The following is a 20,319-nucleotide window of genomic DNA, read 5'->3' as shown; positions in this document are numbered from 1 at the left end:
TCTTACAAATAGTCAAGATTGTGTTCAGAATCCTTATTTGATCAAATCCTGCAACCCTCTTTTTTTCCATAAACGGATCTTTCCCTTTTTTTTAAAAAAACAATACGTCACTTTTTTTAGGGTATTGCAGTTATCAACATTCTATATAATTACATTTTTCTTTTTTTAAATTTTAAAATATAAATGCTGCTTATTATGGCTTGTTAATAACGGTATAACTTTTACATTCCTTTTGTGGTATTATGTTTTATTGAGAGTTATTAACGTATCATGAAACACTTGTTAGATAGGTAATAAATTATTTTACAAGGATTTGTAGAACACTGTTCACAACTGTTGATAACCCGCTCTAACCATTTTTTTCTAATAAGTTTTGTATCGGGTTTATTAAAAATGCACTTTATTTTTGAGTACAAACGGCTCATGATTTTATGAAATAAATGTTTGCACGGAAACTTTGTAAGCACGTATGGCTTTTTTAATTGAATAAACAAACTTTGGTTGTAACAAGTTGATGACAACTTATACACAGCCCTATGAACTTCATGAAAACATACATAAAATTCAATAAATAGCTTTGTTTGCTCAAACTCGCAGTACTTTGTTTAGTACTTTTGAAATTTATCTCTAAAATTTATCCTTATGAAACTAGCCATAGGTAATGATCACGCCGGTGTAGCGTATAAAAACCGTATTGTGCATTATTTAAAGGAACAAGGCCATGATGTCCTGAATTTCGGTTCAGACTCTGATGATCGTGTAGACTATCCTGATTTTGTACATCCTGTGGCAGAAGCGGTAGCGGGTAAGCAAGTAGAATATGGAATTATTATCTGCGGAAGCGGAAATGGCGCAAGCATCACCGCTAACAAACATCAACAAGTGCGTTCTGCCCTTTGCTGGATCAAGGAAATTGCCCAACTCGCACGTGCGCACAACGATGCGAATATACTAAGCATACCCGCCAGGTACACATCAGAACAGCAAGCTGTTGAACTGGTGGAAACTTTTTTGAATACGCCCTTTGAAGGTGGGCGACACCTAGATCGTGTATCAAAAATTGCCTGCACTTAAGAACAGATTACCCACTATAAAACCACATTATTTCATGTTATGGAAAAAAACCTAACTTATACTATAAAGACCTACACCGAACTTAATAAAGATGAACTTTATGCCATTTTACGTTTAAGGGCAGAAGTTTTTGTTGTTGAGCAAGATTGTCCCTATCAGGATGTAGATAATAAAGATCAAAAAGCCGTTCATATATTAGGCTATAAAAATGAATCACTTGTGGCGTATACCCGCATTTTTAAACCAGGTGGTTATTTCGAGAACGCGAGTATAGGAAGGGTTGTAGTTGCAAAAAAAGAGCGTCAATACGGTTATGGTAAAGAACTTATGCAGCAATCAATAAATGAAGTCATAAAACTTTACGGAAACTTGATTATTGAAATTTCTGCTCAGGAATACTTAAGAAAATTTTATAATGAACTGGGTTTTGTGCAACAGGGAGAAGGATATCTCGAAGATAATATTCCCCATATACGTATGTTTAGGATCGCCAAATAATGTCATTCTGACTGAATCATTATCTATAAAAAGATCAAAAATAAGAAACCCTGATAAAATTAATCATCAGGGTTTGTCATTTTAAAAGTTAGTAAAATCAGATTTTAATCATCTTTTTATCTAAATTTATTGAACTTAAAGTTTCATCAGTAAACTTATAATGTCCCCGGGTAGTTACGATTTTAAATCGGTATTGTTTCATGTTGCTTAAAACATCAAGAAACAACCACTTGGATTTAAGCAATCTCGGTTTTTTAGATTTGAGACTAATCTCAAAAATATGCCTTTCTCCATCTCGTTCAGCAACGATATCTGGAGTTATGCTAACCTCACTACCTTTCTTTAAATAGGATTTTGGAGTTTCAAAGCCTTCAATATCAGCTTTGATATTCTCAAAACCCCTATCCTCTAGATATTGGATGGTTTCACTTAAAAAATCTGTGTTTTTCTCTGTACTTTTATCTAATGTGATCATACAGTAAAGATAATTATAAAAACTTAAAGTTTCCTTAACTTTTAGTTAAAACACATAGCTAATCCAGTTTGAGATAAGCATTTACACCATTGAGAAACGTTTTTAGACAAATAATGGTCAATTTTTGATATATTTCTGGTGTTTTTGAAAACTATAGAGATTACGGATTCAAAATTTCTGTATACTGTCTGGTATCTTGTAACACTGCTACCGCTTGTTTGATGACTTCATTGTTTTCTAATTGATATCTGTAAAGACCGTCCCTATAAAAATAACGTTTGACAAGTTCATCAATAAGCAGTTTTGATATCTCATTCTCTTTTTCCTTAAGTTCTTTTTCCTTGGCGATATCAATTGTTTTGGAAAGTTCACTAAAAGTACTGCTAATATCCTGCTGCAAGTCGTCAGTTTTTGAAATAAGATAGGCTTTCTCAAGTGCCTTTTCTGTTTCGGTCCTATAAACAAATCCAGAACTCTTTAAATAGGCCTCAAAGTCCCTATAATCTCCGTTTGTAAACTTAAAATCCTTTAGATCTTTAAAAGTATGGTTATAATAATACCGCGTAGCAAAATCAAAAATGGCAAAATCGCTCAATAAGGCTTCAGTGATGGCACTTAATTTTGCAGAAGGAACTTCTACATCTGGCAAAATTCCGCCTCCATCATATACGGTTCTGCCGTTAGTCGTCGTAAACTCGTTATAGTCTGCCACTCCCCTACGTACCGCATTTCCTTCTTCATCTCGATGCCAGTAATCCAGTGCCTGTATACAGCGGCCGCTGGGTGTATAATAGCGGGAAATTGTTATTTTGACCTGTGTGCCATAAGTAAGTTCTTTAGGGCGCTGCACAAGTCCTTTGCCAAAACTTCTCGCCCCTATCACAACCGCACGGTCATAATCTTGCAGTGACCCTGAAACGATCTCACTGGCAGAAGCGCTGCGACCATTTATCAATACGGCAAGGGGTATTTGCGCATCCAGCGGTTCATTAGTGGTTAGATAATCCTTATTGTATTTTTTTATGGTAGATTTTGTGGTGGTAATAAGTTTCCCTTTAGGTAAAAATAGGTTGCTCACATTTATGGCTTCGGTAAGAAGGCCACCGGGATTTCCCCTAAGATCGAGAACAAGGGAGGTTGCTCCTTTTTCTTTTAAATCCTTTATGGCCGCTTCGGTTTCCGCAGAGGCTTTTCTATTGAACTGTGACAGTACAATATAGCCCACATTATTTGGCATCAGGGAATAAAAAGGAACCGCTTTTACTTCAATTTCTTCTCGTTTAATAGTGGTTTCCAGTTGCTTTTCCTGTCTTTTATAAACAATGGGGATTTCTGTTCCGGGGGCACCTTTAAGAAGATCGCCGGCATCATTTTCAAATTCCGCAAGGTTGACCCCACCTATTGCTATGAGCTCATCACCAGCTTTGAGGCCTGCCTGGTCTGCGGGGTACCCCTTATAAACCTCCATCAGGGTTATATTTTTATCTTTTGTAAGTACCGCGGCACCTATCCCCGTGTATTGACCGCTATTGGTAATGCGGGCATCTTCCACTTCCTGCTCTGTCCAGTAATTGGTATAAGGATCAAGATCCTGCAACATGCCCTTAATGGCACTATCCATAAGTTCTGCGGGATTTACTTCATCCACATAATTCATGTTGATTTCCTTGAAAAGGGTAGTGAAAATTTCAAGCTGTTTTGCTATTTCAAAAAAGTCACTCTTAAAGCTTACGGTGGTAAAAAGGAGCACTCCCAAACTTAGGCTAACAAGTATTTTCTTTTTCATACGGTGCTTACTTTGTAAAGGTCATATAGTATTAACTCATTCTCTATCAGTATATTTTGATAGAAATGAAATTATTTACATTTAGATAGTTTTTTTACAAGAAGGTTTAAAGCTGGTACCTAATCCCCACGCTACTGGCTTTAGGCTCCTGTCTTCTGGGTGGGAATTTAAAATTTTTTTATGATTTTTTAACTTTTAATGGAATTTTAAAATCGATAATGGGAAAGTTAATGAAGTGGAAAGCATCTCAATTTTGAAGTTAACGTTCTTAAGGGTAGCTTGTATTTTTAAGTTTATGAATTACTTTTTGGACTTTTAGTTAATTATGGGCGTTACCCTTTGGGTCGGGCTTTACGTTTCAATCTTTTTGTTCGTTCCTCATAAAAAGGATTTCCACTGCAATCCCTAACGCAACATCCGTAATAGCTTAATTCTTTTATTCTTTTATAGTTTTTGGGCGTTACCCTTTGGGTCGGGCTTTGCGTTTCAATCTTTTTGTTCGTGCCTCACAAAAAGGATTTCCACTGCAATCCCTAACGCAAGAATCCTTCCCAAATCATAGATTTTTTAATCCTATTACTTTACAAACTAATCTGGAGAAGATTCCTGTTCTTTCTTGACTTCTGTATTAAACTTGGCGATAAGTTTTTCCATACTGCGGTTGATCTGGGCGTAGTTCATTTTTTCTTTTCCCACATAAATGAACATAAATGTGTAGGTCTGCTCCCCTACTTCAAAAAGCGTTTTATTTTTACGGTAGGTTTCCCTTGTAATACGCTTGAGGCGATTGCGGGTAACGGCCAACTTATGATTGCGTTTAGGAACCGAAAAACCGGCTTGTATGGGTACTTTTTCTGGAAGAATGGCCTGGCCATAAATTAAAACCAGTGGAAACGCCTTTGCACTTTTCCCGCTTTTAAAGAGCTGTTCTATTAATTTATCGCGCTTAAGTTTTTCGGGCTTGGGAAATTGCTCGTTCATGGTTGTGCGCCTTCGGCGGAAATTAATGGCAAAGATAGACAAGTCAATCGAAACTGAGTTTCTAAGATTTTGTAATCCAAAAAACCTGAAAAAGAGTGTATTATTTGGCATAAAAAAGCCCGAAATATCAAGTATTTCGGGCTTTTAAATCCCTTATTTTAAATTCTATAAGGTATTGTGGAACTTGAAATATCGATATTGTCGTAACCCTTTTTTTTCAATAATTTATTCAAAACTAATTTTATAGCTTTGAATTCCAATGATGGTCCAATAATAATTTGGTTTATAGGTAATCTTTTTATTGGAAACGTATCAGGAAAGCCATCTGGTGATTCCCTTTGTTCTTGTAAGTAATCTTGATATTGTGTAGTTAATTTTATGTAGGGAATTATTAGATTTTCTGTTGTTCTAAAATTAATAACTTCATCATCATGTTTATTCCATGTATCATTTATTTCATATTCTAATCGAAATTCTTTTTCAGTTTGAAAACTTGGATGCTTAAACGAGGATATAATTTCTCTCAAGAAATCTAAAATTGTGTGGACAATTACTGAGTTATAATCGTGTCCTTCCCAATCAATATTGGGTTTATTAGTTTCAAAAAAAAGTATTATTTGACTAATAATACTTTTTATATTCTTTATTTGTCTTTCTTTATCATATTCAATTAATTTACCACCAATAATTTGTGAAAAACATTGATCCTCAATATTTATTGTATCAAAACCTATTGAAACACCTTTTCCGTTATTGGCGTAAGCCTTCCATTGACTAAGTAAATCACCATCCAACGAAAAGCAAGTTATATATCTTTCGGATTTATAGATTAGGTTTAAATGATTTTCTAATAAGTTTAAAATTTGTGCATTTTGTTTATCTTTTTTAAATCCCGAAATAACTTCTTTTATTAAGTCAACTCCATATTCGTATTCTTTTCTGTCATTTAAAAAATTTATATTTGATGAAAACAATGTCTGTGTTTCTAAAATTGAGACAAAGCTATCTAATGAAGTATAATGATAAATAGTTTCTCCTAGGCTTGCACTATTATGAAGTTCTTTATCTATAAAAGAGTTAGATATAATAAGATTAGACATTGCAGTTCTTAGTCCTAACATTACATGTGATTCTGATATTTTAAATTTTTCCATTTATTTATTTTTACTTAGCATTATGAAATATTGGTTAACTATCAGATAATCAAGATATTGTTCCTTCTAAAAATCACACATTTCTTTTCTCTTAAAGAAACCAGGAATAAAGTTACTTCTCAGCGGACGAACCTTTATTATTGTGGCCTCTACCAGCCATAAAATACTTTTCTCGCAAAATACTCAACGAGACATAGTAACTGTGCAGTATATTCTCTTTTACCGTGGAATATAAATCTATTGCGGTAAAGATAAACAAGTAAAACAAAACCGATTCATTGCCATTTTCAACCTTAAAAATGGTTAAAAATGTCATTATTTGTAATAAAAAAAGCCCGCAACGGTTAGCATTGCGGGCTTTTTAAAATCAAATAATTGTTATTTTGGGGACGACCATCCATTATTATCGCGGTCCACATCTGCCATATGCTGCTCTGCATCAATCATGATTTCCTTGAGGTCTGCAAAAGGCGTATCTATGGTAAAGGTATACGTGGGCATCGCCCATGGCCAGTCTTCTTCAACCGTACGCTCTATGTTAGAAAAAGGATTTGGTTTTTCTGCGCGCATCATCCGCAAAGGGATGTAATAACTCTGCTGCGTGCTGTCTTTTGCCACTGTATACAAATCTATGGGCATGGGCATAAGTCCCTTGCGTTCTAGCGTAATTTCGGTTTTGCCTTCACCTGCGTCTTTTACTTCCTTTATCGCATAATCTATCGTATTTGTAGTCTGTGTCCAGTCAGTCAAATACCAATCCAATTGCATGCCCGAAACTTTTTCTGCGGTGCGAATTACATTCTCTGGGTTGGGATGTTTGAATTTATAATCATGGAAGTATTTATGAATCATTTCATCAAGGTTCTCTTTTCCCATAATGTAGCCCAGTTGTGCAAGAAAAACAGCACCTTTAGAATACGCCGAAGCGCCATACGCTGCATTGCGCGCATAACGGTCTGCATTTGTAGATTGTGGTTGTTCAATACCACTGTTTGCTAACCTGATGTAGGAATCGTAATTACCAGACTGTGGGTTGGGATTCTTCTCATCCATGATGACGTTCATCGCTTCTGTAGAAATGTAGGTGGTAAATCCTTCATCCATCCACTCATTTTTAGTTTCATTACTGGCCAGTAAAAACTGAAACCACGTGTGCGCCATCTCGTGCGCGGTTACCCCTACCAGGCTGCCGTATTTGCGATCTCCTGTGATAAGGGTGCACATCGCATATTCCATACCGCCATCGCCACCTTGTATGACAGAATATTGCTCATAAGGATATGGACCTACATGCTCGTTATAATAAGCCAATAATTCAGCGGTTTTAGGTTGTAATTTTTTCCAGTTTTCAGCAAGTTTTGGATCGTTTTTATAGAAAAAATGAAGTTTTACGCCATTTTCTCCATCTATCATATCATGAACAAATTCAGGATCTGCGGCCCAGGCAAAATCGTGTACGCGTGGTGCTTTAAAATGCCAGGTAAGTTTGCCTTTTTTCTTCTTTTTTGACATTTTCTTGTCATCATATCCATGTCCTATTTCATCAGGGTTCTGCAAATAACCCGTACCGCCCAGGGTATAGGCAGCATCAATGGTGATATTTACATCAAAATCACCCCAAACACCATAAAACTCCCTACCTATATAAGGATCTGCGTGCCAGCCGGTCACATCATATTCGGCTAATTTAGGATACCACTGGGTCATGGAAAGCGCGACACCTTCTTCGTTATTGCGACCGCTACGTCGAATCTGGACGGGAACCTGTCCGTTGAATTCCATATCAAAGGTGGTACTCGCTCCCGGCATGATAGGTTGCGACAGTTTAACTTCAAGTACGGTACCCGCTACCTCATAGTTTAGCTCTTTGCCGTCCTGCATAAGATTATTGACTTTGAGAAATCCCATTTCCGTATCGCTCAGTTTTGAGATACGATCTTTGACGCGTCCATCTGGATCCTCGATCGTACGAGAACGTACATCCATCTCGCTGCCGGGTTGGAAAGCGTTAAAATACAGGTGATAAAACACCTGATTTAAGGTGTCTGGTGAATTATTGGTATATACCAGTTTTTGCGTACCGGTATAGTTGTAATCCTCCACATTCATATCTACATCCATCGTGTAGTCTACGTGCTGTTGCCAGTAGGAACTTTCTTGAGCCATTGCCGAAGCAAAGACAACTAAAAGACTTAAAGTGCTTAAAATATTCTTCATAAATTATTGGTTCTGTGTTGAAAGTTGCGCCATTTTAAAGGCGTTGTACATATTTACCATTTTGGCAGACTTAGAAAGCGCGCTGAAGTTTTGGATATTTTCGGCATCCCCGCCTACAATTACTTTCGTATTCGTAGTTACCCCACTTTGCATTAAAATTTCTTTTACCTGCGCTGCGGAAAACTGCGGATAATAGGAACGTAACATTGCGGCTACGCCAGCAACTTCTGGCGAAGCCATAGATGTACCTTGCAAAAATTTGTATTCATTTCCGGGAACGGTAGAATAAATACGCATTCCTGGTGCAAAAACATCAACATTTGATTTTCCATAATTCGAAAACGGAGCAACAAGCTCTCCACCATAGGTTTCATTGATTGCGCCCACGGTGATAAAATTATTTGCAAATTCTTCTGTATTGTTTAATTGGTCATTGGGATAGATGGTTTTTCCGCCGTCCAGATCTACAGCATCATTTCCAGCTGCATTTACGATCAGTACATCATTTTTTGCTGCGTATTTAATCGCATCATAAACCCATTCTGGATGTGTTGAAAAGTACTTACCGAAACTGGTATTGATCACTTTTGCGCCATTATCTACTGCGTATCTAAAAGCAAGGGCTATGTCCTTGTCGCGCTCATCACCGTCTGGTACTGCACGCACTACCATGATTTTAATATTGTCATTAGCAACACCGTTCATACCTAAATTGTTGTCACGTTGTGCAGCGATGATCCCTGCAACGTGTGTACCATGAAGGGCACCCTCTGCGTCTGGGCCCATAACATTGTTATTACCGTAGTTATCATCTTTCAAATCGTCAGGATTATCACCCAAAACGTTGCGGTAATTGGCATCCAGGCTAAAATTAGTCTCTAAACGCTTGTTCATGTCTTCAAGACCTTCGGTGATCATGGTCAGGAATTCTGGTATGCTGGGTTCATAACTCAGCATTTGGGTAAGTATGGCCTTGTTGCGTTGCGCATCTGGCGCGCTAGCATCCATTTTTTCAAGGTCTTCTACGGTATAATCTTCTTTGCCCAGTTTTTTGCTTACTTCTGCATGCGCTGCTTTCACCACCTCAACGATCTGGTCGTACTGGTTTTTCTGCTCAATAAGTTCGTTGTACTGCTTATCATATTCTTCCCGGGCGCTTTTGTACATCTTAAAAGTCTCCTGTTCTTTTTTTGGAATATCAGAAAGGCTTTTTCCTTTGTACATAGGCTCATATTGCTGAATGATTCGGCTGAATTCCAATTGCTCTTCCACTACATCTCCCAGAAAATTCCAACCGTGAACATCATCTACATAACCGTTTTTGTCATCATCTTTTCCATTGTTTGGAATTTCCTTTGTATTGGTCCATATTTTGTTCTTGAGATCTTCATGCTCAATATCCACCCCACTGTCTATGACACCTACAATGACCGGTACGCCGCCTTCTTTAATAAATTCAGCATAGGCGAGCTCTACGCTCATTCCCGGGATCGTATCTTTTACCAGGTCTTTTGCGCTCCAGGCTTTTTCTGTATTCTCGCTTAGCGGAGCAACTTTTAATGGATTATTATCAACATTTTCCACCGGGATGGAAATCAGTCTGGCCGGTGTATCACAGGCATTTAAAAATAGCGCAGCACCTACGGCCGCTAACATCATTTTTTTCATGTAAATCAAGAATTATTTGCCACTGGGGCAAGGTAGTATAGTTTATAAATCAAAAAAGTCTTCAAGTTCAAAACGCTCGTCCATACGAACCCCTTTTTCAGTATGTTTTACCGTTATTATGGGATTATGGGCATCATGTTCAAGCCAGAGGTAGAAATTTTCATCTGCTGCTTTGTTTAAAAAACGTTCCTTTTCATCCAGTGTGAGCAACGGCCGGGTATCAAAACCCATAACGTAGGGCAACGGCAAATGGCCCACCGTAGGTAAAAGATCTGCTGCAAACACAACGGTTTTATTTTTATAGGTGATGTGCGGGATCATTTGTTTATCTGTATGACCATCTACAAACAGAATGCCGAAACCCATTTCTTCGGAAAAAGAATAAGGCTTTTCGCCTTTTTCAACAAACTTAAGATGGCCACTTTCTTCAATAGGAAGAATATTCTCTTTTAAAAAGGAAGCTTTTTCACGTGCATTGGGCTGAGTAGCCCATTTCCAATGGTCATTATTGCTCCAATAGGTCGCATTTTTAAAGCTGGGGAGCAATTTTTGACCATTTTCAGCAGTTTTTATGCATCCTCCAGAATGATCAAAATGCAGATGGGTAAGAAAAACATCAGTAATATCATCTGGATGAAAACCTTTAGTTTTTAGGGAACGCTCAAGCGTGGCATCGCCCCAGGGATGATAATAGGAAAAAAACTTATCACTTTGTTTGTCCCCCATTCCCGTATCAATTAGAATTAGCCGCTTCCCATCTTCAATGAGCAGACATCGCGCGGCAATATCTATCATATTATCAGCATCTGCCGGGTTTGTGCGTGACCATAAAGATTTTGGTACTACACCAAACATGGCACCACCGTCCAACTTAAAATTTCCTGCTTCTATAGCATGTAGTTTCATAGGTTTTGATCAAGTCATGCAAAGTACGAAAGGCATTTAAAATGGATTTTATATGCGTAGCCATTAAGCTATATTTAACAACCAAATCGACTAGCTTTACCACGTTTTTAATAGGAAAATCGTATAATAGCACAAATTTGATACATGCTAGAACTTGGTGGAATTATAATATTGGGAATTTTGGCGCAATGGGTAGCCTGGAAATTTAAGATTCCGGCCATCCTGCCCTTGATATTGATAGGGCTTTTTGTAGGTCCCATATCAACATTACTGAGCCATGATGGTGGAAAATGGATTGAACCCATTTGGAATGCCGAAACCGGTCTGGGTATCTTCCCAGGCGAACGACTTTTTAACTTTGTGTCCCTTGCCATAGGTATTATTCTCTTTGAGGGTGGACTCACCCTTCGCCTGGGTGAAATTAAGAATGTGGGCCCGGTCATTACGAAGCTTATTATAATAGGTTCGCTGGTAACTTTTTTTGGTGCTGGTGCGGCCGCGTATTATATTTTTGATCTGGATCTGCGTATTTCCTTTTTGTTTGCCGCGCTTATTATAGTCACCGGTCCTACCGTTATTACTCCGATATTAAGGAATATCCCTTTACGGAAAGATGTTTCTGCTGTATTGAAATGGGAGGGGATTCTTATTGATCCCATAGGTGCGCTTGTTGCGGTTTTGGTATTTGAATTTATCAGTGTGGGAGCCGGTAGTGAATTTACGCTTGTGGCGCTTGAAGAATTTGGTAAAATCGTTCTTTTTGGATTTACGTTTGGGTTCACCTTTGCACACGCTTTGGCTTTTGCCATAAAACGCAATGTCATCCCGCATTATCTACTCAATGTTTTCACCTTGGCTGCGGTGCTGGGCGTATTTGTGCTTTCTGATATGTTTGCCCACGAGAGCGGCCTGCTTGCCGTTGTGGTCATGGGTATGGTCATGGGGAACATGAAATTGCCAAATATCAAAGAGCTGCTCTACTTTAAGGAATCCTTGAGCGTACTGCTTATTTCCATTCTTTTTATCCTGCTTTCGGCAAATATTGAAATGAACGATCTGTTCCTGGTTTATAACTGGAATGCGGCCCTTCTTTTTGCCGTTGTGGTTTTTGTATTGCGACCCATAGGCGTATTCTTGAGTGCAAAGGGATCTGGTTTAAAGTTCAATGAAAAACTGTTTATCAGTTGGGTAGGTCCGCGGGGTATTGTGGCTGCCGGTATCGCTTCCCTTTTTGGTCTTAAACTGGCCAGTGAAGGCGTTAACAATGCAGAATATATTACACCGCTCGTTTTTATGATCGTGCTGGGTACGGTATTGCTCAATGCCACCACGGCAAGGCTTTTTGCCAAATTAGTAGGTGTTTTCCTTAAAAATTCTGAAGGTATCGTGATCATAGGCGCCTCAAAAGCTTCCCGAATTATCGCGGAATATCTTATGAAAAACGGTCGCCATGTAGTACTTGTAGATAGTAACAGCGGTAATATTTCCAAAGCAAAAGAACGCGGTCTTGATGCTATTGAAGAAAGTATTTACTCCGATAGTTTAATGAACAATATAGAACTTAATGACATAGGTTACCTTATGGCCCTTACCGGTAATGGGGATATCAATAAGTACGCGCTTGATCGTTTTGAGCATGTTTTTGGTGAAAATGGCTCTTACCGTTTAATCACACCAGATGAGATGAACGATACGCTCACCACCCCAGATGCGGCGCTATTTTCTCCCACAGATGACTTTATCAACCTTACCGAAGTAGCCCGCAGCTACCCCTCCATGCAGGAAATTGAGATAGAAAGTGAGGCTTCTTTTAAAAGGCTAATACAAATAAGCCGTAAGGATAAAAGCATTATACCAATTTTTATCAAAAATCAGGAGGAAGATCTTCAGATTTTAAAATCTGATATGAGTGAACTGGAAGTAGAAACGTTTGAAGGCTGTAAACTGGTCTATATGGGTAAACCTTTTGATGTTGAAGAACTGGAAGGTATAGAAACCAATCCGAAAGAAGAGTCCACCCTTTCTTCACAAACGGCAGACGCGACCGAAGGGACTAACGAGAAGGAAGAGGAAAACAATACAAATAAAGCAGAAGAATCGACCCTTTCTTCACAGACAGCAGACGCTACGGAAGGCTCCAATGAAAAAGACGAAAAAAATAAAATAAATCCTTCTGAATCAGGCAAATCTTAGATTTAAACTATTCGTAGAGCTTTTTAAGAATATGAAACAAAAAACCCCGCACACGCGGGGTTTTTTGTTTTATGTTCTTATTGAAAATGGATAAACCTTTATTTCCAGGTTTTAAACCAGTTATACATTACAAGTATCATCCCTACCATCGCAAGGATCGCCATTGCCCATACCCCCCACTCAACCTGCTTTATACCCGTAAACTGCGATAAAGCGCCACTGAGTATTATGAGGCCCAGCCCAAGGAGTTGAACCTGCTTCATTAGTCGTTGAGCTTCAGTACGGCCATAAAGGCTTCCTGTGGAATTTCCACGTTACCTACCTGGCGCATACGTTTTTTACCTTTTTTCTGTTTTTCAAGCAATTTTCGCTTCCGTGAGATATCACCACCATAACATTTTGCGGTAACATCCTTTCTAAGAGCTTTTACGGTCTCCCTGGCAATAATTTTAGCACCTATGGCAGCTTGTATGGGAATATCAAATTGCTGGCGCGGAATAAGCTCTTTTAACTTTTCACACATTTTTTTCCCTATATCATAGGCATTGTCCTTGTGCAAAAGTGCAGACAAGGCATCGACCACATTTGCATTGAGCAGCACATCTACTTTTACAAGATGTGAAGCGCGCATACCTATAGGCGCATAATCAAACGAAGCATAACCCTTGGAGACCGTTTTGAGTCGGTCATAAAAGTCAAATACAATCTCTGCCAGCGGCATATCAAATGTAAGTTCCACACGTTCTGTGGTAAGATAGGTTTGATTGGTTACCAGGCCTCTTTTTTCTATACACAAAGACATTACGGGACCTACAAAATCTGCTTTTGTAATGATCGAAGCTTTGATAAACGGCTCTTCAACCCTATCCATTCCCGATGGATCTGGTAAATCTGAAGGATTATTGACTAAAATGGGTGTTTCTTTATCCCTGATGGTGAACGCGTGATAGGAAACGTTAGGTACCGTGGTGATCACGGTCATATCAAACTCACGCTCCAGGCGCTCCTGAATAATTTCCAGGTGCAACATTCCCAAAAATCCACAACGGAATCCAAAACCAAGTGCGGCCGAACTTTCTGGCTGAAATACGAGGGAGGCATCGTTGAGCTGTAATTTCTCCATTGAAGAGCGCAGATCTTCATAGTCTTCTGTATCTACCGGATAAATTCCCGCAAAAACCATGGGTTTTACATCTTCAAATCCAGAAATTGGATTTTTAGTGGGTTCTTTTGTATCGGTAATGGTGTCCCCTACTTTTACCTCGCGAGCATCTTTGATACCGGTAATTAGATAGCCCACATCACCAGCTTTGATTTCTTTTTTAGGTACCTGAACTAATTTTAAGGTACCTACTTCATCAGCAAAATAAGACTTATTTGTTGCTATAAATTTGATCTCCTGCCCTTTTTTGATGCTTCCGTTAATGACCCTAAAATAGGTTTCAACGCCCCTAAAAGGGTTGTAAACCGAATCAAAAATAAGTGCCTGTAGCGGTTCGTCAACAGTTCCTTTAGGCGCAGGGATACGGTCAATGATTGCATTGAGGATTTCCTGGATACCAATACCGGTTTTTGCACTCGCCGGGATTACATCTTCCGCATTACAACCCAGAAGATCAACGATATCGTCTGTAACTTCTTCAGGATTTGCACTGGGAAGGTCAATTTTATTGAGCACGGGAATAATTTCCAAATCATTCTCTAGCGCCAGGTATAAATTTGAAATGGTCTGCGCCTGTATGCTCTGTGCCGCATCCACAATAAGAAGTGCACCTTCGCAGGCAGCGATGCTGCGCGATACTTCATAAGAGAAATCAACGTGGCCAGGAGTGTCTATAAGATTTAGTACATACGGTTCACCGTTATGTACATAATCCATCTGTATGGCATGTGACTTTATGGTAATACCGCGCTCGCGTTCCAGGTCCATACTATCCAGAAGCTGTTCCTTTTTTTCACGGGAAGTGACAGAGCCTGTAAAATCGAGCAGACGGTCTGCCAGTGTACTCTTGCCGTGATCTATATGGGCAATGATGCAAAAATTACGGATGTTTTTCATAAGAAGTTCCTAGGCCGATACTTAAGTACCGCTTTGACCGGCAAATATAAGGCTTAGATTGCCCAATGGCTAATAAATTTATCTAACCTATCCATTGCGAAATTTTCGTTAAAATGTCTAAAGCCTAATTGTATATTTAACTATTAACTTAATTTTAACTGCCTATGGAGAACCGACTTTTATTTCTGCTATTTTTTTGCATTGCCAACCTTAGCCTTGCACAAGATTTTATTATTAACGGTAATGTTGTGGATGCTCAGCAAGAGCCTATAGGATATGCCAATATTCTTTTGCTTGCTGCGGCAGACTCCACCTTTGTACTGGGTGCGGTTTCTGAAGAAAATGGCAGCTTTTCATTTGCTTCCGTAAAGCAGGGAAAATACCTGCTAAAAGGCAGTTTTGTGGGCTTTTTGGACAATTTTTCTGCTCCTTTTGAAGTGGAAGGATCTACGGAAGCCCCGCTCATGATCTTACAAAATGATCACGAAAGTCTGGATGAGGTTATAATTATCACAAAGAAACCCACGATACGCAAAGAAATAGACCGGCTGGTTTTTAATGTTGAAAACACCGTGGTTTCCTCTGGTACAACCTATGATATTATACGAAGAACACCTGGTGTTATTGTTAGCCAGAACCAGATCCTCGTGAAAAATAGACCGGCGCAGGTGTATATCAACGATCGCCGCGTATATCTAACCGCGCAGGAACTGCAGCAATTGCTGGAAGGTTTTAGCGGTGAAAACGTAAAATCTGTGGAAGTAATTACAAACCCGCCTGCAAAATATGATGCTGAGGGTGGTGCGATTTTAAATATAGTTACTTCAAAGAATATTTCAATAGGTTATAAAGGTAGTGTCAATGCCTCAAATACACAGGCGCGAGTACCTAAATATTCCTTTGGTACGAGTCAATTTTACAAGAACGATTGGCTCAACGCTTTTGCTTCCTATAATTTTAATACGAGAAAGGATAACAAACTTGAAGAAAGCCGTATTCGGTTTTTTGAACCTGACGGAAGTACGAATTCCAATTGGGAAACCGATTTTGACCGTACAACTCGTACCAATTCCCACAGCTTAAATTCGATTTTGGATTTTACGATAGACGAAAAAAATACGCTGAGTGTCAGTGCAAACCTGCTCTATACTCCTAAAAGTGATTCAGACATTGGTGGGCTTACCGAAATTTATGGTCCACAGGCACAACTTGACTCGCTTTTTACAACTCAGAGTCAGTTGCTTACTGAAGGTCATAATTATCTTTTTAATTTAAATTATACACGGCAATTGGGAGAAAACGGCGCCAGTATTTCCACTCAGGCGAATTATATTAATTACAAAGATGAGCAGCAACAAGATGTTGCTACGCGCTATACCATGGGAAATGGCGATCTTTTAAATGAAAATTCCTTCCGCACCTTTCCGATCCAAAATTCAGATATTTATACCGGTCAGGTTGATTATTCTGGTGCTCTGGGTAGTTTTTCGTTGGAAAGCGGTGTGAAGTACTCAGGAATTGATTCAGAAAGCCGTCAGATATTTTTTAATATACAACAACAAAACCCTCAATTTATAGGTGCGCTTTCTGATTTTTACGACTACAGGGAAAATATCTATGCAGCTTACGCGAGCATTTCCCGTGATTGGGACAAATGGAGCTTGCAGTTAGGCCTGCGGGGAGAATATACTGATGTTTCGGGCAATTCCCTTTCTCTTGGCCAGGTAAACACACAGGAATATTTTGAGCCTTTCCCTACGTTCTATTTGATGCATATGCCAAATGACACTCATTCTTTTGGTTTCAGTTATAGCAGGCGTATTGATCGACCACGTTTCCAGAGTTTAAATCCGTTTAGGACTTTTATCAATGAAAACAACTTCAATCAGGGAAACCCTAATATTCAACCTGCAATCACAAATAATATTACCCTTAATTACACTTTCAAGAATAAACTTTCCTTTGATCTGTATTATGACCATACAGATGCTGCCACTGCGGTTTTGCCCTTTCAAAATAACCAAAATAGAACTTTACAGTCTATTACCACAAATATGGATTATTCACGGCAATATAGTTTTGATATATCGTACAACAGCTTTCCCCTGGACTGGTATTATTTATCTATTTATAGTTCTTTTTTTAATATGGAAAATCAATTTACAGCTATAGAAAGTGGGGCACAGCAGGTAAAAACTGATGTAAATGGTGCGTTTTTACAGACAGTTCATTCCTTTACATTAGATAAAGAAGGCACATTTTCGACATTACTGACAACGTATTATATGACAGATTATATTTCGGGATCCTATCATTTTGATGAATCGCAACTGGGGGTAAATCTGGGTGTGAGAAAAGTGTTTTTTGATGATCGCCTGGTTGCTACCATTGATTTTGATGATATTTTTAATCAAATGAATATCCCTTTGTCTTCCCGTTATCTCAATCAGGATAATTCCTTTTTTGCCCGCCCAGAGTCACGTATGGTTCGTTTTGGACTGCGTTACAACTTTGGGAACTTTAAACTAAGTGATAATGAACGCGCAAGTACAACTGAGGAAAGTGAACGCCTCAAAGAGCAAGGTATTATGGACAGGCCGTAAAATTATTGGGAATGAAAGTACAGTGCTGAAAATAAAATGTTTAGTATGGTTCTTCGGAATCAAAACCTTTTATTTCTACGCTATTTTATCAGACAGTTTAATCTTGTTTTTTCTTCGTAATTTTGCAGTTGCAAAAAAACTGTTTTGGCTAAAATTGATACCATAGATGTAGGGGATTTCCCCTTATTGCTCGCCCCCATGGAAGATGTGAGCGATCCCCCTTTTCGCGCACTTTGCAAAGAGCAGGGAGCAGATGTGGTGTATACCGAATTTATCTCTAGTGAAGGCCTCATTCGTGATGCGGCAAAAAGCACCATGAAGCTGGACATTTATGAGAAAGAACGCCCTGTGGGCATTCAGATTTTTGGAGCCAATTTAGAATCTATGTTGCGCAGTGTGGAAATCGTGGAAGCTTCTGGGCCAGATATGATTGATATCAACTTTGGCTGTCCGGTAAAAAAGGTGGTTTCCAAAGGCGCTGGTGCCGGTATCCTCAAGGATATTGACCTTATGGTCTCGCTTACCGAAGCTATGGTAAAACATACTAAACTTCCTATCACCGTTAAAACGCGATTGGGCTGGGACCACGATTCCATAAAAATCGTAGAAGTGTCCGAACGTTTGCAGGACGTGGGTTGCAAAGCGATCGCCATTCACGGTCGTACGCGCGCTCAGATGTACAAGGGCGAAGCCGACTGGAAACCTATTGCTGAGGTAAAAAACAATGCGCGCATGCATATTCCAGTTTTTGGTAATGGGGATGTGGATTCTCCTGAAAAAGCGGTACAAATGCGAGATGATTATGGTCTGGACGGGGCAATGATAGGCCGTGCGAGCATAGGTTACCCCTGGTTTTTTAAGGAAGTAAAGCACTTTTTTAAAACTGGCGAACATTTACCACCGCCCAGTATGCAGGACCGCCTGGATGCTGCTAGAAGGCACCTGGAAATGGCCATTGACTGGAAAGGGGAAAAGTTGGGCGTCTTTGAAACCCGCAGACATTACACAAATTATTTTAAGGGAATCCCAAACTTTAAAGAATACCGTATGAGAATGGTGACCAGCGATGATTCTGCAGATGTTTTTGCCGCTTTTGATGCCGTAGAAGAAGATTTTGCGAATTATAGTTTCGCCTAATTCTAAAAAAAATGGAGTTATGCTATTACTAAGAAAAATATTCGCTTACCCGCTGAGCATCCTTTTCTTTCTTGGTTTTTTTGGAAGTCTTGTCTTTTTCCATCCTATTCAGTGGTTGTGTTTGAAAGTTTTTGGCTATCAGGCGCATAAAAAGAGTGTAGATTATCTCAATTTTATGCTCATGCGTTCCTTGAATATTTTGGGAACGACTTTTCATTTTGACAATCCGCATACATTAAATCGTGATCAGCCTTATATTATTGTGGCAAACCATCAGGGTCCATATGATATTCCGCCCATAATCTGGTATCTGCGTCGCGTGCATCCCAAATTCATCAGTAAAAAGGAATTGGGAAAAGGGGTGCCCAGTATTTCTTTTAATTTGCGTCACGGCGGTTCTGCACTTATTGACCGCAACGATAAGCTACAATCGCTTAGAACGATAAAAGAGCTCACGCAAACGTTGAACGAAACGAAACGAAGCGTGGTGATTTTCCCTGAGGGAACGCGAAGCAAAGACGGTATTCCCAGGGCATTTTCCCCTGGTGGCTTAATTACTTTATTTACGGAAATGCCAGATGCAATGGTGCTTCCGCTTACCATTCATAACAGTTGGAAATTAATGCGCTGGGGCAATTATCCTATAGATCTGGGCGTAAATGTCAAGCATATCGTGCACGAGCCCATCCCTGTGTCTTCCATGCCTGTACGACAGCTCGTACAGAAAGTTCAGGAAATAGTATTGGCAGACTTCCCAGAAGTGCGCCGTCGCGAAAGAGAGCCAAGAAAAACCACTGCAAAAAAAACCAACGTATGATGGAATTATCAGAAAAACAGGCAGATTTTGTAGCCGCTACGGCTAATTTTGTGCAAAAAACGCTGAAAAATGCGGAAGGTGGCCATGACTGGTTTCATACGCAGCGCGTGTACAAGAACGCAATGCTCATTGCAAAAGGGGAGAAGGTTGATCTTTTTATTGTGGCACTGGGAGCGCTGTTGCACGACATCGCAGATTCAAAATTTTATGATGGTGATGAAACGGTAGGGCCAAAAATAGCGCAGGATTTTCTGGATCAGCATAAAGTTGAAAAGCGTGTTACTGATCATGTGATTCTAATTATAAAGAACATTTCTTTTAAAGGTGGCAATAGGGCAAAGGAGTTTGACTCTACCGAATTACAGGTGGTACAGGATGCAGACAGATTAGATGCGATAGGAGCTATTGGAATCGCGCGAACATTCAATTATGGCGGCTTTAAAAACCGTAAACTCCATGATCCTGAGGTAAAACCCCGTATGGATATGGATGCAGAAACCTACAAAAAGTCGGCGGCGCCCACCATTAATCATTTTTACGAGAAATTATTATTGCTAAAAGACCGAATGAATACGGAAACCGCGAGAAAAATCGCTGAAGACCGTCATAAGTATATGGAGGGTTTCCTGGAGCAGTTTTATGGGGAATGGGAGGGGAGTAGGTAAATTAAAATTTAAGAACTTTCAGAACCTTTTAAAAGTACTTACTTAAAAAATATCTAGAATTAACATACTAAAAAACCTCACAGATC

16 protein-coding genes are annotated in these 20,319 nt (G+C 39.2%); 7 read left to right on the top strand and 9 right to left on the bottom strand.

The features are described 5' to 3' along the window. Window positions 1-642 precede the first annotated feature (642 nt). Entirely contained in the window at window positions 643-1,074 is a 432-nt protein-coding gene (rpiB, locus tag P162_RS08345) for a ribose 5-phosphate isomerase B (protein ID WP_031426848.1), read from the top strand. 39 nt (window positions 1,075-1,113) lie between these two features. Beyond that, a complete protein-coding gene (locus tag P162_RS08340) occupies window positions 1,114-1,572 on the top strand; it encodes a GNAT family N-acetyltransferase (protein WP_031426847.1) in 459 nt (152 codons plus the stop codon). Window positions 1,573-1,669: 97 nt separating this feature from the next. On the opposite strand, the gene P162_RS08335 is transcribed toward P162_RS08340, so the two are convergent. The 7 genes from P162_RS08335 to P162_RS08300 all read right to left on the bottom strand — a co-directional run bounded on the left by P162_RS08335 (window position 1,670) and on the right by P162_RS08300 (window position 10,759). Next, window positions 1,670-2,047, bottom strand: a complete 378-nt coding sequence (locus tag P162_RS08335; protein WP_031426846.1) for a hypothetical protein — start codon at window positions 2,045-2,047, stop codon at window positions 1,670-1,672. A 160-nt stretch (window positions 2,048-2,207) separates the two neighbouring features. Beyond that, window positions 2,208-3,833, bottom strand: a complete 1,626-nt coding sequence (locus P162_RS08330) for a S41 family peptidase (RefSeq protein WP_031426845.1) — start codon at window positions 3,831-3,833, stop codon at window positions 2,208-2,210. A 588-nt stretch (window positions 3,834-4,421) separates the two neighbouring features. Further along, a complete protein-coding gene (gene rnpA, locus P162_RS08325; protein ID WP_031426844.1) occupies window positions 4,422-4,814 on the bottom strand; it encodes a ribonuclease P protein component in 393 nt (130 codons plus the stop codon). A 158-nt stretch (window positions 4,815-4,972) separates the two neighbouring features. After that, on the bottom strand, window positions 4,973-5,968 hold the full coding sequence (locus tag P162_RS08320; protein WP_031426843.1) for a DUF2971 domain-containing protein: 996 nt from the start codon (window positions 5,966-5,968) through the stop codon (window positions 4,973-4,975). Between the two features lie 378 nt (window positions 5,969-6,346). Then, window positions 6,347-8,185, bottom strand: coding sequence for a M1 family metallopeptidase (locus P162_RS08310; RefSeq protein ID WP_031426841.1), 1,839 nt, complete (start codon window positions 8,183-8,185; stop codon window positions 6,347-6,349). 3 nt (window positions 8,186-8,188) lie between these two features. Beyond that, window positions 8,189-9,853 carry a S8 family peptidase gene (locus tag P162_RS08305; protein WP_031426840.1) on the bottom strand — a complete coding sequence of 555 codons (1,665 nt, stop codon included), beginning with the start codon at window positions 9,851-9,853 and terminating at the stop codon, window positions 8,189-8,191. Between the two features lie 42 nt (window positions 9,854-9,895). Beyond that, window positions 9,896-10,759: an MBL fold metallo-hydrolase gene (locus P162_RS08300; protein WP_031426839.1), complete on the bottom strand. Its 864-nt coding sequence runs from the start codon at window positions 10,757-10,759 to the stop codon at window positions 9,896-9,898. Between the two features lie 144 nt (window positions 10,760-10,903). Here P162_RS08300 and P162_RS08295 point away from each other — a divergent pair, with 144 nt between their 5' ends. After that, window positions 10,904-12,952 carry a cation:proton antiporter gene (locus P162_RS08295; RefSeq protein ID WP_081868397.1) on the top strand — a complete coding sequence of 683 codons (2,049 nt, stop codon included), beginning with the start codon at window positions 10,904-10,906 and terminating at the stop codon, window positions 12,950-12,952. A gap of 98 nt (window positions 12,953-13,050) precedes the next feature. Here P162_RS08295 and P162_RS17685 read toward each other — a convergent pair whose 3' ends face one another. Then, a complete protein-coding gene (locus P162_RS17685) occupies window positions 13,051-13,215 on the bottom strand; it encodes a hypothetical protein (protein ID WP_164076236.1) in 165 nt (54 codons plus the stop codon). Further along, window positions 13,215-15,011: a translation elongation factor 4 gene (gene lepA, locus P162_RS08290; RefSeq protein ID WP_031426837.1), complete on the bottom strand. Its 1,797-nt coding sequence runs from the start codon at window positions 15,009-15,011 to the stop codon at window positions 13,215-13,217. Before lepA ends, P162_RS17685 begins: the two co-directional genes overlap by 1 nt. 164 nt (window positions 15,012-15,175) lie before the next feature. Between lepA and P162_RS08285 the strand changes: the two genes are divergently transcribed. The 4 genes from P162_RS08285 to P162_RS08270 all read left to right on the top strand — a co-directional run bounded on the left by P162_RS08285 (window position 15,176) and on the right by P162_RS08270 (window position 20,233). After that, a complete protein-coding gene (locus P162_RS08285; protein ID WP_031426836.1) occupies window positions 15,176-17,614 on the top strand; it encodes an outer membrane beta-barrel family protein in 2,439 nt (812 codons plus the stop codon). Window positions 17,615-17,758: 144 nt separating this feature from the next. Next, window positions 17,759-18,751, top strand: a complete 993-nt coding sequence (dusB, locus tag P162_RS08280) for a tRNA dihydrouridine synthase DusB (RefSeq protein WP_031426835.1) — start codon at window positions 17,759-17,761, stop codon at window positions 18,749-18,751. Window positions 18,752-18,770: 19 nt separating this feature from the next. Next, window positions 18,771-19,568, top strand: coding sequence for a lysophospholipid acyltransferase family protein (locus P162_RS08275; protein WP_035916953.1), 798 nt, complete (start codon window positions 18,771-18,773; stop codon window positions 19,566-19,568). Continuing rightward, window positions 19,565-20,233, top strand: coding sequence for an HD domain-containing protein (locus tag P162_RS08270; RefSeq protein WP_031426833.1), 669 nt, complete (start codon window positions 19,565-19,567; stop codon window positions 20,231-20,233). Before P162_RS08275 ends, P162_RS08270 begins: the two co-directional genes overlap by 4 nt. Window positions 20,234-20,319 lie beyond the last annotated feature (86 nt).

The sequence above is a fragment of the Flavimarina sp. Hel_I_48 genome (assembly GCF_000733945.1).
GTDB lineage: Bacteria > Bacteroidota > Bacteroidia > Flavobacteriales > Flavobacteriaceae > Leeuwenhoekiella.
Note: the sequence above shows the minus strand (reverse complement) of the source record. Positions and strands in the feature narration are given on the sequence as shown.